The organism is Rickettsia rickettsii (genome assembly GCF_001951015.1).
Classification (GTDB): domain Bacteria; phylum Pseudomonadota; class Alphaproteobacteria; order Rickettsiales; family Rickettsiaceae; genus Rickettsia; species Rickettsia rickettsii.
The window spans coordinates 1-14,996 of the sequence record NZ_CP018914.1 but is presented as its reverse complement, the minus strand read 5'-3'; the positions used below and the strand labels follow the sequence as shown (position 1 = coordinate 14,996).

Sequence of the window (14,996 nt, the reverse complement as noted above, 5' to 3'; positions counted from 1 at the left end):
TATGAACTATTTAATTTTTCTTTTAACTAATTTATAAACTTCTCCATCATTTCTTTTTCCTATAAGAAAGATATTTAATATCTTATTTAAAAAATCCTTACTCTCTTCCTCTAATAAAAAACCACTTTTACTCGCATTTTTTGCTTGCATTGCCCAATACATATCTTCAAGCTGATTAATTTTCTCATATTCTTCATGTGATATAAGAACAACTATGAGCTTACCGTATTATTAAATATCTAACTAATCAATTGTCATGTAATAAAAACGCCTTTTCAATAGGAAGTAATTTTAATTCCGGTAACATCGGCATAATTAAATCTATTCCGGCTTTTTCGTTACTATTACCGTGTACCAATATAAAAGAACCATTTTGAACTTTTTCGCCTTTAGCAAGCCATGCATTACTCCCAAGCGGAATAAGTCCCAAATCTTTTAATTTTTCTATTAATGTTTGATCGGAAACTAATCCAGGAAAACGAAAGAAAGGTGACGGAGCAATATTATAACTTACTAATATTTTCCCTACTTCTAATACTTCATTTTCAAAATCATCTTTATTGGAAAGAAGGAAATTATCTTCAAGAGGTTTATCTTTAAAATAAGGATGACTAAATGAATGATTAACCCATGTTATTTGTAAATAACCGTTTTCTTGTTGTTTTAATAACCATAAGAATTCTTCTGTATGCTTATTAAGCCATAATCCTGAAACACATATAGCAATCGGAATAGGTTTATTTAGTTTGATCGATAATTCTACGAGCTTTTTAAAAAAATCTTCTTCAAAGCTTTTGGAAGAAGGACACATGTCAATTGTCAAGAACTGTCCTTTTACTTTATACATGCTACTCGTAGCACCGTAATTTTGTTGTATATAAGGTGTAGAGCTATATTTATTTAAAACTTTAATATACGGAGTTTTACTTAATTTTTTTAGAAGATTTTCTTTTTCTATTTTATTCGTAGGTAAAATTACCAGCTCTTGTAGGGCTATTTCAGTTTTAAAAGAATTCGGATCTACTAAAACAAAATATGATTTTTCATTATTTAAATAAGAACGAATAGCAATTCTTATTTTTTTATTTTCAGCAATTACAGGCAAAAATACCGGTTTATAATCAGTTATAATTACTGCTTTTTCACTTGCATAGCTTAAACTAAAAAACAATATTACAAAAATAAAACTTAAAATTCTTTTAATTTATTCGTCTCCATAACGCTCGTATAAAATTCCGCAATTTTCTCTTTTACAGCTAGAGGATCGTTCATTAAATTAACAGCACCTCTAAACTCTGCTGAATTCGGTAAACCGCTACTATACCAGCCAATATGCTTACGTGCAATAGGTACGCCTACAGATTCACCATAATAATCAAGTATTGCCTCATAATGCTTGGTTACGATATCTAGCTGCTCTGCTATAGAGGGAGCAGATTTTTCTTCACCTGTTTTAAGATAATGATCAATTTGTGAAATAAGCCAAGGTTTGCCATATGCTCCTCTACCGACCATAATACCGTCTGCACCGGATTTTTGTAGGGCTTCTTTTGCCTTAGCAAAATTAGTAATATCACCATTAGCAATAACCGGAATCTTTACCGATTCTTTAACTGATCGTATAAAATCCCAATCGGCATTACCGGAATAAAACTGGCATCTAGTTCTACCGTGAACGGTAATCATCTGAACACCTGAGCTTTCAGCAATTTTGGCTAAAGTCGGAGCGTTTTTCGTATTATCATCCCAACCCATACGCATTTTAACGGTTACCGGCAGCTTAACCGCTTCAACGGTAGCTTCAAAAATTTTAGCTGCCAGCTGCTCATCCCTCATTAGAGCCGAGCCTGAATAACCGCCTACTACTTTTTTCGCCGGACAGCCAAAATTAAGATCGATAATTTTTGCCCCCATACCCTCATTCATTTTAGCAGCTTCTGCTATCACATTCGGCTCACAGCCTGCTAGCTGTACGCAAGCACTTGTTGCATCATCACGCATAATGGCACTTTTTTTTAGTGACTGCCTAGATTCCACAATCATTGCTCTACTTGCTACCATTTCAGAAACTACAAGCCCTGCACCAAATCTTTTCACTAATCTTCTAAATTCCAAATCCGTAACACCCGACATTGGAGCTAGTATAATATTTGAAGAAAGCTCAATATTGCCGATTTTGATCATAAAAACCGTTATAAAAATAAACACTCATGATATCATAATTAAGTATTTTTGTCTAATATTACTAATTAAGAATAGACAAAAGCCGATTAATCTATTATAAGCTTAAGTTATATTGCCTTATACCCTAATAAATGAAAGAATAGTATAGACGAAGATCAACTTGGAAAAGATCAAGGAGTCTGTAAGCCGAAGAGCAGAGCGTACTAATACGTGAGTATCCGAGGACTTACAAAAACGACGAAGCCAAATTTTCAAGTTCATCGAGTATATACGGCCACGTAGCTCAGTCGGTAGAGCAAAGGACTGAAAATCCTTGTGTCGTTGGTTCAATTCCAACCGTGGCCACCACTGTTCCTTACTTTAAATCCCGTTACGTTATTTTATATCTTCAATTAAATTTCTATTGCATCTGTAAACTTATTTTTGTAATTTTAATTAACTTTAGGTTAATAAGGATAAATTATGTTTATACGTATAAAAAAATTTTTGGAATGCATAAAGAATCAACACCTGAAGAATCAGATGAAATATTATATAATCAACTAATATCTTTACTAGAAAAATTAACGTGTGTAATACACGCAAAAGATGAAGATAAAAAAGAAGTTGAAAAATTAATTGATAAAATAAAAAATACTAATTTATTTAATCAATCCGATGAGGATGGTAATACAGCCTTAATTTTAGCTGCTGATGCAGGTTTAGAAGAAGGTTGTTTAAAACTTATTCCCAAGATGTCTGACGAGGCTATATTAATACGATCGAGAATATACGTGGTCAGCCTGCATTAACAAAGGCTATGTGACGTGATTTAGATAATGTTTGTATAGAGCTTATTCCAAGAATGTTTGAGGAAAATATTAACTCTATTGATAAATTCGGAATGACATTGTTAATGCTTGCATCCAAAAAAGGCATAATAGCAGTTTCTCTAGAGTTTATTAAGCTGCTGCCACCTGAGATGATTATTCGTGCTGATAATAATGGGAATATGGCTGCAAGCTACGCAGATACGGACAAAGCATTTGCCGAGGTAAGGGAATTATTGCAAGAAAAACAACAAAACTTATTAAAAAATTTAGCTTCATTTCTAAATAAAACTTTTTTATAACAATGGTTTAGATAATTTTTTTAAAATTGCATATGCTACAAAATTCTATAAAAAAGTGAAAGTAAATAAGGAACTATTAGCATCTTATTTACAAGAACAAAATAATAATCCTGAATCTATTATAATAACTATGAATAATTTTATGAAATTATTCCCATTTGCCATTGCAGGAGTATATACAACCGGAAATTCAATAGGATTCTAACCCCCCTTTTTTACATTTATCATGCTTACCAAATGAAGCAATATGTTGTATTATCTCCCACTTAGAAAATGAAAAATGGGAGATAGATGTTGAGTTGTCTGGAAAAAGTAGCGCTTTAATAAAAAGGGACAATTTTGCCTTCATCTTTAATTTTTATGATGCTTATAAATTTTGTTATACAAAAAAGTATTACTTAATATACTGTCGCTTAGTGGAGCAAATCGTCTATACTCTTCTGCTTTCAAAAATTGCTCTTTCATTTTATCAAGGATTCGCATCCTCACCCCTCAAAATAAAATTCAATTCTTGAAAGCATTTGAGTATACTTGCCTCCACCATTTAAATTCTGCTTATTTAATTACTCCCAGTTAATCAGTTTTTTAAAGTAATTAATTTTAATATAACAAAAAGTAAATTTCATTACTTTTTAAAGCTCTTATGTTCAATACAAAATCATTCTTATCATAGATAAAAAATTTAACTAAGTTTAGATATAATACAGTGCCAAGAATAATTGAACGAAATAAACCAAGCAATGCTTTTAAAAGTTGTTTATCGATTATAAGTATAATTTTCGGTATGGTAAATTGAATAAATTTCTAATTAATTTTGTAGTAAGAATATTATGTGTAAAGTTTTTTAACTAAAATAAATTCTATTCTTAATTCCCTATTTATACCCTTTGGATAAATTTCATGTAATTAAGTCTTTGTCTTTAATAAAAAAATCTAGATATGGCTCAATAATAGCTATTTCTACTGTTTTAGTGTTCATAACGGCTTAGTTCTCATTAGTTAAACTTAAATGATTCAAATTTGATCACCAAGAAGCTAAGTTAAAGCCCGATTGGTGATCAGGGAGTTAGAAACACCGTCAACAAGAACAGCTGAGTAGTTTTTAGGCTTAAAGTTAATACTCTAAGCCCTGAACATGACTACTACCTCCCCGACCGTAAAATATCGAGGAATAAACCAATTTAACGGTGATTTTACCACCTGTTGATGGAGGTTTCTATACTCCAGAACAACCTTAGCTGTTCCAAGATGATTCTAAGCAAAACTTTAAACAAGTCAATATGATTATTGATTTCAAAAATTGGTATTGCTCGCATGACTCGTTTTATGTCATTTCTGCGAAAGCGGGAATGACATCGAGTGGGTTTTTCCCATGCAACAAAGCTTACAGTCATTTGCAATGACGATATCAATCTTTATTTTGTAATACCTTTTATGCTATCTGTAAAACAAGATTAAAGCGAATAGCGGGTTATCCACTCGCGTTGTTATAATACAAGGCTATCATTAATCGTTTACTCCTAGTCCTGCAAGCATTATATTATCCATTCTCATCACATAGTCATAAGTTGCAGAATAACCTGAATTTATTAATGCTTCTTTTTGTTCAGCTGTGATATCAAAACTTAAAGCTGATATATTATGATCATCAATAAAAACTGTTCTATCATGATTCTGAAAACAACTTATCAAGTCAAAGCTTGTGAGAACTTCAGCTAATGCATATAGTTGATCCACAACATTAGTAGTATCCACAAACTGTTTAGTTCTGTACCATTCTGATAAGCTTCTAATATTTCTTTATTGATTGGTTTAAACCCAAGAGTTTTATAATTTTTATTATCTGTTTGAGGGAGGCTTCGTGCTGCAATTTTATCATCAAACATCTCAACCAGGTAATTATTCGTAACTCCACCATCCACATATGTTGAAACTACTTCTTGAACAGTTTTTTGTACGGGCTGAAAATATATAGGAAAAGCCCCTGAAGCGTATACGAATTTTACGACTTTCTCATCAGGAGCATTTTCATAAGATAGAATTTCCGGAAATTGAGTACTGAGATTAGTACACACTACGTATAAATCTATATTTGTTTTTTGACTGTCATGTAGCTGTTTAAAAGTAATATCGGGGTCAAATCCCTTGTTTTCCTCAAAAATTCTTCTAGATATTTCTCAGAATTTAACCCTCCGTAGAATACAAGATTATACATTTGGTGCTATTTACTAGTATGATCTGAAAATTTATTAAAATCAATTTTCTTAAGTATATCCTCAATTTCTTCCGGTTGATATCCTAGTGCTATGGAGAAAGCAGCTATTGCACCACCGGAAGCTCCAACTACTTTCTGGATATTTTTTTAAACAATCTTTGTCTTTTAATGCATTTAGAGCCCCTGCATACGCGATAACTTTTACTCCACCACCTACAAAGGCTAAGTTCTTTATTTCTAACATTTTCAATACCTACATTAATTTAATTCTTCTTAATAAAACGTAAATTAATATTTGTGACTTTTTATCTATTTTTTTCCCAGATCTTACAATCAAGTAGACGTTGTTGCGTGGATCGGTTTTTCCGTCATTGCGAGGAATTTGCATAGCAATTGACGAAGCAATCTCAGGAGTTTGTTATTATCATGAGACTGCCACGCAGCCTACGGCTGCTCGCAATGACGACATCATTCTTTACTTAGCAATACCTTTTATTCCACCTGTAAATTTTGTTGCATAATAAAACTATCACTTATATACTGTCGCTAATGATTAATTTGCTTAAAGTTATATGGTAAGTAGTAATTTTTATAAAAATCTAGGGCCACGAAAACTAACAGCAATTATAGATTTTTTACACGATATTATAGCACCTCCTAAGATTGAAGATATAGCTATTCATGATATTAAAATTCTGCAGGAAGCATCACCAAATGATATTAGCTTTTTAAGCAATCCTAAATACTCCGAATTTTTAAAAACTACCAAAGCTGCTGCTTGTATAGTGCCGAAAAATTTTACGGGAGAAGCAAATCCAAATACTGTTTTATTACACGCCCAGAACTCATATTTTGCTTACGGCAAATTAATAGATTTTTTTTATGCTCCTATTAAATCATACCCTACTAAAATAATGAAATCCGCTATTGTTGCAGATTCAGCGACTATCGGAAAAAATTGTTATATAGGTCACAATGTAGTTATTGAAGACGATGTTATTATAGGTGATAATAGTATTATAGAAGCTGGAAGTTTTATAGGTAGAGGAGTAAATATCGGCAGAAACGCTAGAATAGAACAACATGTTTCAATAAATTATGCAATTATAGGCGACGACGTCGTAATACTTGCAGGTGCAAAAATTGGACAGGACGGGTTTGGATTTTCTACCGAAAAAGGCGTACATCACAAAATATTTCATATAGGAATAGTTAAAATCGGCAATAATGTTGAAATTGGTGCAAACACTACTATTGATAGAGGATCACTTCAAGATACAATTATAAAAGATTTATGCCGCATAGATAATTTAGTACAAATAGGGCATGGCGTCAAAATAGGTAAAGGCTCTATTATCGTAGCACAGACAGGTATAGCAGGAAGTAGCACGATCGGTAAATATTGTGCTCTTGGAGGGCAAGTAGGAATCGCCGGACATCTAAATATAGGCGACGGGGCACAGGTAGCGGCACAAGGCGGTGTAGCACAAAATATAGAAGCAGGTAAAATTGTCGGCGGCAGCCCTGCAATTCCTATTATGGATTGGCATAGACAATCTATTATTATGAAACAATTACTAAAGACCTCTAATAGCAAATTAAAAAAGTAGCTTGCTATTGAAAAGAGCTTTGTTGTTGCATGAATACCTGAGTCGTCATTGTGAGCAGCCATAGGCTACGGTGGCAATCCAAAAAAATTAGCAAAAAGTGCTGATTTTAGTACTTTTTACTAGATTGCTTAGTCAATTATTTCATAATTTCCTCGCAATGACGGAAAATTTACATTAAAGAAGAGATCTAAATAAATGATCATAGATATTACCGAAATCATGGATTGGATACCTCATCGCTATCCATTTTTATTAGTAGATAGAGTACTTAAAATCGATCCTAACAAATCAATAACAGGTATTAAAAACGTTACTGTTAACGAACCGCAATTTACAGGACATTTTCCGGCAAGACCTGTTATGCCCGGTGTTCTAATGGTTGAGGCTATGGCACAATTAGCTGCTATATTAGTTGCTAAATCTTTAGGTTCTACTAAGAATAAAGAAGTGTTTTTAATGACTATCGAAAATGCAAAATTTCGTAGAATTGTTCAGCCGGGGGATACTATGCATATCCACGCTGTTATTGATCAGCAAAGAGCTAACGTATGGAAATTTTCAAGTACGGTTACGGTCGAAGGTGAAATAGCTGCAGAAAGCAAGTTTACCGCAATGATTAAAGATAAAACATAGGGACAAGTGTCAAATTCTAATATCCATACTACAGCTGTAATTGCAGAAGGTGCAAAGCTTGGTAAAAACGTAAAAATCGGACCGTATTGTATTATAGGTCCTGAAGTTGTGCTTAATGACAATGTCGAGCTAAAATCCCATGTAGTAATTGAAGGGATTACCGAAATCGGCGAAAATACCGTAATCTATCCTTTTGCATCAATAGGTCAACCTCCACAAATCTTAAAATATGCTAATGAGCGATCAAGCACAATAATTGGCTCTAATAATACTATTAGAGAATATGTTACGGTACAAGCAGGAAGCCAAGGCGGCGGAATGATGACAAGAGTAGGAAATAATAATTTATTTATGGTCGGCGTCCATATAGGTCATGATTGTAAAATCGGCAATAATGTAGTATTTGCTAATTATGTAAGCCTAGCAGGTCATATTGGGGTAGGTGATTATGCAATAATTGGCGGACTGTCTGCCGTACATCAATATGCTAGAATCGGTGAATATTCGATGATTGGCGGGCTATCGCCGGTCGGAGCAGATGTAATACCGTTTGGGCTTGTAAGTAGCAAACGTGCGGTGCTTGAGGGCTTAAATCTAATCGGTATGAATAGAAAAGGGTTTGATAAAGTAAAGTCTTTAAGTGCTTTAAAAGCTATCGAAGAAATCTTCTCAGGTGAAGGTAATTTTGCTGAGCGTATAAAACAAGTTGCTGAAAAATATAACAATAATTCTATAGTAATACAAATTATCGATTTTCTTAATCAAGATAGTAGTAGAGCATTTTGTCGTTTTGAGAAGTAAATTTATTTAACTAGCGATATGTAACACTTTGTGTTACAATATCCTGATGCCAACTTATGGTTAAAACACAATGAAGAAAGTTGGTTAGATGAATGGAAATAATAGAAATTAAAAAAAGATATATTGTTGCTTGGTGTAATATCTGGAGATTATGGTAAACCTCACCCCGCTGTTGTTGTTCAATCTAATTTATATAAAAATCATCCCAGTATAACAGTTTGCCTTCACAACAGATTTAATAGATGCCCCACAACTTTTCACCTGTTATTGACTCCTACAGAGCTAAATGGTTTTAATTTAGAATCTCATATTATGGTTGATGAAATTAGTGCTATAAGAAGTGATAAAATTCAAAAAAATTGGTGAATTATCACCTGAACAACTAGAAGAGTTAATTGAAGCTATTATATTAAATTATGGATGAATTAGCCACTAATTTTCTCATTTTTTCTTGCAAAGAGTTTTGGCGTAAACGAGTTTTCAAGCTCTTAAAATCAACTATTTCTGCATTTTGATTTTGCTGGCTACATGCAAAAATATATTTCTGCTCTCCTTTAACTTTTTGAATACATTGTCCGCAAATTCCTTTCATCATACATTGCATCGATGAATTAACGCTAACTATTATTTTTGTATTTTCACTGAATATTTCATTTTTTAGACTTTGCAATTCTTCTATTATTTCAGGAGAAGCATTAATTATTACTATATCCACTGAAACTAATTTACGGATTTTTATATCAGGATAGGTAACAAATATAACTTCATTATTATTTTCTTTTAGAACTTTTAATAAGCCTATATTACCGACTTCGAAATCAACAATAACTATTTTTTTATTTTGAGGTATTTCTAGCGGCGAACCTGTCGGTCCCATTAAAACTACTTTCTCATTTTCGGATAATGTTTTACATAAGCTAGTAGATTTACCGACTTCAAAAACTATAAAGCTAATTAAGCCTTTTTCTACATCAATATCGATAGGGCTTAAGGCTACAGGCTCTATTAACTTAGCAGCATCTTCAGAATAATTTTGTAAGCGAAAAAACTGTCCGAACTTAAAATTTTTAGCAGCAAGCGGCGAATGAATTATCAACTCAAAAGTTTTATCATCTAAAATATTTATTTTATTAACCCTAGAAGTCAGCAAATAATCAAGCTGCGTACAAAAATCTTTATAACTACCTTTAAAGCTAGGATTATTATTTATAAGCTTTTTGTTAATAGCGTCGTACCCTTCTTTGGTACTAGCAAGAGCCTTCACTACACTACCCGAATATTTAGGATTACAATCACCGAAATAGCTATATTTATCCTCATCGAATTGAGTGTTATTTTCTATACCGATTGCCATAATCACGGTTTTGGTTTTGATGTCATTGCGAGGAAATGCGTAGCATTGACGCGGCAATCTTGTTAAGCCAAACTCATGAGATTGCCACGCAGTCTTTGACTGCTCGCAATGACGGTTTCGATTCTCAAACTCCACAGATTCCACATGACCGTATTTATCAACATTAATCCTTAAAGGTTGCATATTTTCCTTAAAATCAACACCGAGTGCTAATGCATATATTAGCTCCTCGTGATTTAATTTATATGCCGGCGAATCTTGCAATCTTCCACGATAGTAGACAGTAGCACCCCCAAGCTTATTAAAAACCTTTCTTAATTCTTCATTATTCTTAGCTTCTTTAAACAATTTTGCATGAGCAATAAATTCTTCAGCCATTTCTTTATCTTCCTCTGCTAAATCTTTTTCTATATAATCTTCGGCAAATTCCTCTACTTGTTTTTTATAGTAATATAAACTTTCCGTTGCTGCGTCTAAGGAAGTAAGACCGCCGCCTATTACCGCAATCGGCATCCTAATTACCATATTAGTACTAGAATTTTTCAAAAATGCCCCTCCGTTTTGCAAAGTCATTAAGAAATCAGAAGCCGTTTTTACGCCCTTAGCTTCAAAATTTTCTATATCCAAAACTTTCGGCTGACCTGCTCCAATGCAAAAAGCTATATAATCAAAACCCAAATCGAAAGCTTGTTCTTTCGTTATATTAAAATCTAAAGCTACTCCGTCATAATATTTGAAATTATTATTTCTCTCTAATATTAGCCGCAATATATCGAGATTGTTTTTATCCCACCGAACAGTAATTCCATATTCCGCTACCCCTCCAAATCCTCTTGGCATTCTTTCCGATAACAAATTTTTATATTCATGCCAAAATTTTATAGGCTTATGAACGTCAAAAGGCAGTAGAGTAATTCTTAAACCGTCAATAGCCACAACATTATGACCTGACCGTAATAAATAATAGCTAAGACTAAAACCTGCAGGACCAAGACCGGTAACTAAAATATTATAATTAGTAGGTTCTTTCGGAAGCGGTGCATAAATATTAAGCGGATTCCAACGAGTAAGCAGTAAATATATCTCTAAGCCGTAAGGTAATTTAAGTGTTTCTTCTAAAATATTTGATTCTATTAATGGGATATTTACCGGATCTTGCTTTTGGTAAATACAAGCTTTTGAGCAATCATTACAAATTCTATGACCTGTTGCTGCAACCATCGGATTATCAATAACGATAATAGCAAGAGCACTTAGGTTAAAACCTTGTGCCTTAACATAGTTCATTTCAGAAATTTTTTGTTTTAACGGGCAACCTTGTTTTAAATCCGTCATTGCAAGCAACTGCAAGGAGCGTGGCAATCTCGTCAAATCTCCTGAGATTGCCACGTCGCTTTGCTCCTCGCAATGACGATTCTGAGGTTGCAGTAATCCCTTAGAACAACTATCCTTATCTTGCTTATGGCAATAAATACAATAATGAGAATGGTTTAAAGCTTCATCTAGATTTAAAAAAGAATCTGTATAGTCAAAATCTACTCTCTCATTTTTTTGATATTTTAATATTTTTTTATCGTCTATTAGATTTTCTTTATCTAGTTTTTGTGGGAGGTTGAATAGGATGTTATCCTGTGGCTTGATACTCTCACACAAATAAACCCTATACGCAGCATACCTAGCTGCTATGTCTAATTCTTCTGCAAAACTTTCTTCTGCCTGTTGCCATATAATTATTTGTTTTGCAAATTCTCTAGAAGTAAAATTCGCACCTATTAAATCAGTTAGTTTTAAATACACATCTTCAAAATCAATATCTTTTATTTTTTCCAGTGGATATTTTTTTACGGCAACACGTTGAACAAATTTTCTTTTACATTCATAAATAATATCAAAATCTTTATGTTTTAACCTTGATATCGTTACTTCTTTTGAAATACAAAATAACTCTGCTAAAAAATCGTCTAAATGAGGGGAAATTTTTAGCAAAAATTCGGAATAATCTTTTGGAATAATGGAGAGAGGAGTCGATCTAAATAACATTAAATCTTTATGCAAAGATCTATCAGCTTTAAAGAGATAATCTAAAAATATTTGATCTAATTTTTTAAGTCCGGTTAAATCTAATTCATTAAAATCTAGATTAAAACCAAGTTTCATAAATAATAAATAACTCTTTTAGAAAATTGTCTATAAATTAAATAACTGATACAAACAGTAATAAATGCAACTATAATAGACTTAACTATCAGCATCATATCCGGTAATGTTCCGTCAATCACCAACGCTTGTACGGGTCTTATAACTAAAAAGAACGGATTAAATTCAAAATATATCTTTTTAGACTCCGGAATTAGCGAATATGGATAAACTATCGGTATACTCCAATAAATAACTCCAAGAATAACACTCAACATTTGCGGAATATCTCGAATATACGGCGTTAAAAATGCTACTGCGATAGAACCACTAATCACACATATTATTAAGGGCAAAATTAATATCGGCATAAATATTATTTGCCAAGAAAATTTTTCTGGAAATAATAAAATAAAAGCAAAATACATTGCCGAAAATGAGCAAATTAAAGTATATAATTGCCCTAAACTATCCGCAACAGGAAAAAAAGTCTTAGAAATTCTAACTTTTTTTATTATTTGATCACGTGTAACTAAAGAACTTGAACAAATCGTTAAGCTGCTTACTATAAAACTCCACAAAGGAATACCGCCGACTAAGTTCATGACAATAAATTCTCTCGGCTGTCTTAATAAAAAACCGAAAAAATATGAAATTACCATTATGTGAATAAAAGGCTGAATTAAACTCCATAAAGAACCTAAAAAAGAATCTTTATTTTGCCTAATTATAGAAGCTTTAACTAGTAATGCTATTGCCCGCCAGTATTTTTTAGAAAAAAAATACTTTATCATTTATGAATTTCCTTGTTGTTGGTTATAGATTTTAAACATTTCCGATGGTGTACCATCACCTATAATATTGCCGTCTTTTAATAAAATACATCTATCGCAATTATCTTTTATAATTTCTTCTTGATGGCTTACTATTATTGAAATAGGAGTATTTTTAAATTTATTCTTCATTAAACTAAGAGATTTTTCTATAAAATAGCTATCGCCTGCCGCAAAAACTTCATCAAGTAATAGAATCTGCGGATTTTGAAATATTGATACAGAAAAAGCAAGACGTGATAACATACCGGAGCTATAAATTTTTATCGGTAAATCAATTTTACTACCAAGTTCTGAAAAATCTATAATTTCTTTTTCAATTTTTTTGCTATATTTATCCAGCATATTATTATATAGCATTAACATTTTTATATTTTCACGACCAGTTTGCTCAGACTCAAAACCAACTCCCATATCTATAATTGCCGCAATATCTCCATGAACTTTGACTGTACCGGATTTTAACGGATATATTCCGGCGATTAACTTTAGAAACGAACTTTTTCCCGAACCGTTACTCCCTATAAAAGCTATTTTTTCTCCCTCATAACAAGAAAAATTAATATTGTTTAATATAGGTATATTTGGAGAAAGAGAGACTCCTTTTTTCAAGAAGAAATGCTTTAAACCTTGAGCTCTTTTATGAGTATCAATACCTTCAACATAACCATTAGTTATCTCTATAAATACTTTTGGATGGCTAAGTGACATAAATAAATATTAAATAGATTTATTAATCCAATCTAAAAGAGAATTTTTTTGTTGCAAACCTATTTTAGTATCTTTTTGTTCACCATTTTTAAATAACATTATCGTTGGAATACTACGAATACCGTATTCTGAAGGAGTGTTAGGATTTTCATCAATATTCATTTTAAGTACTTTTACTTTGCCTTGTAATTCTTTACTGATTTCATCTATTATCGGTGTTAACATTTTACACGGTCCGCACCATTCTGCCCAAAAATCAACCAGTACAGGTAAATCCGATTCTAATACTTCCTTTTTAAAAGAGTTATCCTTTACGTTATTTGCCATAAATTCCTCTATGTTTTTGTAGCATTGTCCATATGGCTTTTATGTCATTCCCGCTTTTAACAGCCTTATTGCATGACTCGTTTATGTCATCCCCGCGTGTAGGCGGGGATGACATTGAGTAGGTTTTTCAATCTATACAACAAAGTCGCTTTTAGCTAGGAATGACATAGTGTTGCTTTCGGATTCATATGGACAACACCTATATTCATAAATAAAATTATAAAGTACAGGCTTCTACTTGTAAATAATGAAAATCTTTTTATTTATTATATTTATTTTTTCTATTATAATATATTCGCATTATTAAAGCTGCTGTTTCCTCTATTGATCTAGTTGAAACATCAATTACCGGCCAATTTCTTTGATCACAAATTTTTCTGACTTCTAGGCACTCTTTTTGTACTATATTAAAATCCGTATAGCTTTTATTTTCGTTAATTTGTAATAGATTTAATCTAGCTTCTCTTATCTCAATTAACCTATTTGGATTAATAACGAGTCCTACTACCAATTGATCTATATCTTTTTCTATAAAATCAGGAAAGGGGCAATTATAAACATAAGGAATATTGGCAGCTTTTAAACCGTTATACGCTAGAAATACGGAAGTCGGTGTCTTAGAAGTTCTAGAAGGACCTATTAATATTATATCAGCCTCTGATAATTCATTAAGCATTTGTCCGTCATCATGTCTTATAGCATAATCTATGGCATTAAGTGTATCAAAATAAGTTTTATCAAATTTATAATTGTAATTCTGTTCTTTTTCTATTTCAATACCTGAAAAAACAGACATTTCTTTAATAATTTTACCTATTACAGAAATACATGGAATTTTTAATTCATAGCAAAATTTCGTTAAAGTTTTTCGGAGTTCTTGATCGGCAATCGTGTATAATACTATCCCATGTTTATATTCTATTTTACTTAATACTTCATTTAGCAATTCCAAATTTCTAATCATTGGCCAATGATATAATTTTGGTTTTACGGAAGTAAATTGTGCAAGGGCAGAATTTGCTGCATATTTTGCAGTTTGCACGGAAGAGTCTGAAACTAAGTGAATAATTAGCTTTGTCAT

The 14,996-nt window shown here is 32.2% G+C and carries 17 protein-coding genes and 1 tRNA gene; 7 read left to right on the top strand and 11 right to left on the bottom strand.

The annotated features are described in order from the left end of the window. Positions 1–6: 6 nt before the first annotated feature. The 3 genes from BTU51_RS08740 to dusB all read right to left on the bottom strand — a co-directional run bounded on the left by BTU51_RS08740 (position 7) and on the right by dusB (position 2,184). Positions 7–150 carry a hypothetical protein gene (locus tag BTU51_RS08740; RefSeq protein ID WP_193385864.1) on the bottom strand — a complete coding sequence of 48 codons (144 nt, stop codon included), beginning with the start codon at positions 148–150 and terminating at the stop codon, positions 7–9. 97 nt (positions 151–247) lie between these two features. After that, positions 248–1,204 carry a polysaccharide deacetylase family protein gene (locus tag BTU51_RS00095; RefSeq protein WP_155105191.1) on the bottom strand — a complete coding sequence of 319 codons (957 nt, stop codon included), beginning with the start codon at positions 1,202–1,204 and terminating at the stop codon, positions 248–250. Next, positions 1,189–2,184 carry a tRNA dihydrouridine synthase DusB gene (dusB, locus tag BTU51_RS00090; protein WP_012150239.1) on the bottom strand — a complete coding sequence of 332 codons (996 nt, stop codon included), beginning with the start codon at positions 2,182–2,184 and terminating at the stop codon, positions 1,189–1,191. Before dusB ends, BTU51_RS00095 begins: the two co-directional genes overlap by 16 nt. A 272-nt stretch (positions 2,185–2,456) precedes the next feature. Between dusB and BTU51_RS00080 the strand changes: the two genes are divergently transcribed. The 3 genes from BTU51_RS00080 (at position 2,457) to BTU51_RS00070 (ending at position 3,295) form a co-directional block, all read left to right on the top strand. Continuing rightward, positions 2,457–2,532: transfer RNA gene (locus tag BTU51_RS00080), tRNA-Phe, on the top strand. 143 nt (positions 2,533–2,675) lie between these two features. After that, positions 2,676–2,975 (top strand): hypothetical protein, encoded by a 300-nt coding sequence (locus BTU51_RS08955; RefSeq protein ID WP_012262172.1) that lies wholly within the window; start codon positions 2,676–2,678, stop codon positions 2,973–2,975. Between the two features lie 53 nt (positions 2,976–3,028). After that, the gene (locus BTU51_RS00070) at positions 3,029–3,295 is read left to right on the top strand and encodes a hypothetical protein (RefSeq protein ID WP_012150237.1); all 267 of its coding nucleotides are present in this window, start codon (positions 3,029–3,031) and stop codon (positions 3,293–3,295) included. Between the two features lie 1,506 nt (positions 3,296–4,801). Here BTU51_RS00070 and BTU51_RS08950 read toward each other — a convergent pair. From BTU51_RS08950 to BTU51_RS10105, 3 genes are all read right to left on the bottom strand, one after another. Then, a complete protein-coding gene (locus BTU51_RS08950; protein WP_012150235.1) occupies positions 4,802–5,032 on the bottom strand; it encodes a hypothetical protein in 231 nt (76 codons plus the stop codon). Then, positions 5,011–5,385 carry a patatin-like phospholipase family protein gene (locus tag BTU51_RS08945; RefSeq protein WP_329517983.1) on the bottom strand — a complete coding sequence of 125 codons (375 nt, stop codon included), beginning with the start codon at positions 5,383–5,385 and terminating at the stop codon, positions 5,011–5,013. Before BTU51_RS08945 ends, BTU51_RS08950 begins: the two co-directional genes overlap by 22 nt. A gap of 131 nt (positions 5,386–5,516) precedes the next feature. Further along, on the bottom strand, positions 5,517–5,603 hold the full coding sequence (locus tag BTU51_RS10105) for a hypothetical protein (protein WP_350223204.1): 87 nt from the start codon (positions 5,601–5,603) through the stop codon (positions 5,517–5,519). A gap of 479 nt (positions 5,604–6,082) precedes the next feature. Here BTU51_RS10105 and lpxD point away from each other — a divergent pair, with 479 nt between their 5' ends. The 4 genes from lpxD (at position 6,083) to BTU51_RS00030 (ending at position 8,920) form a co-directional block, all read left to right on the top strand. Then, a complete protein-coding gene (lpxD, locus tag BTU51_RS00045; protein ID WP_012150232.1) occupies positions 6,083–7,120 on the top strand; it encodes a UDP-3-O-(3-hydroxymyristoyl)glucosamine N-acyltransferase in 1,038 nt (345 codons plus the stop codon). A 195-nt stretch (positions 7,121–7,315) separates the two neighbouring features. Next, positions 7,316–7,753, top strand: coding sequence for a 3-hydroxyacyl-ACP dehydratase FabZ (gene fabZ, locus BTU51_RS00040; RefSeq protein ID WP_004997000.1), 438 nt, complete (start codon positions 7,316–7,318; stop codon positions 7,751–7,753). A 6-nt stretch (positions 7,754–7,759) separates the two neighbouring features. Next, on the top strand, positions 7,760–8,554 hold the full coding sequence (lpxA, locus tag BTU51_RS00035) for an acyl-ACP--UDP-N-acetylglucosamine O-acyltransferase (RefSeq protein WP_012150231.1): 795 nt from the start codon (positions 7,760–7,762) through the stop codon (positions 8,552–8,554). Between the two features lie 126 nt (positions 8,555–8,680). Further along, positions 8,681–8,920, top strand: coding sequence for a type II toxin-antitoxin system PemK/MazF family toxin (locus BTU51_RS00030; RefSeq protein ID WP_012150230.1), 240 nt, complete (start codon positions 8,681–8,683; stop codon positions 8,918–8,920). Positions 8,921–8,963: 43 nt separating this feature from the next. Here BTU51_RS00030 and BTU51_RS00025 read toward each other — a convergent pair whose 3' ends face one another. From BTU51_RS00025 to BTU51_RS00005, 5 genes are all read right to left on the bottom strand, one after another. Then, entirely contained in the window at positions 8,964–12,065 is a 3,102-nt protein-coding gene (locus tag BTU51_RS00025; protein WP_012262166.1) for an FAD-dependent oxidoreductase, read from the bottom strand. After that, positions 12,062–12,838, bottom strand: coding sequence for an ABC transporter permease (locus tag BTU51_RS00020; protein ID WP_012150228.1), 777 nt, complete (start codon positions 12,836–12,838; stop codon positions 12,062–12,064). The genes BTU51_RS00025 and BTU51_RS00020 overlap by 4 nt, the downstream gene beginning before the upstream one ends. Next, positions 12,839–13,588 (bottom strand): ABC transporter ATP-binding protein, encoded by a 750-nt coding sequence (locus tag BTU51_RS00015; protein WP_012150227.1) that lies wholly within the window; start codon positions 13,586–13,588, stop codon positions 12,839–12,841. It abuts the gene before it with no gap. Between the two features lie 9 nt (positions 13,589–13,597). Continuing rightward, a complete protein-coding gene (gene trxA, locus BTU51_RS00010) occupies positions 13,598–13,915 on the bottom strand; it encodes a thioredoxin (RefSeq protein ID WP_012150226.1) in 318 nt (105 codons plus the stop codon). A gap of 259 nt (positions 13,916–14,174) precedes the next feature. After that, the gene (locus BTU51_RS00005; protein ID WP_012150225.1) at positions 14,175–14,996 is read right to left on the bottom strand and encodes a pyruvate, water dikinase regulatory protein; all 822 of its coding nucleotides are present in this window, start codon (positions 14,994–14,996) and stop codon (positions 14,175–14,177) included.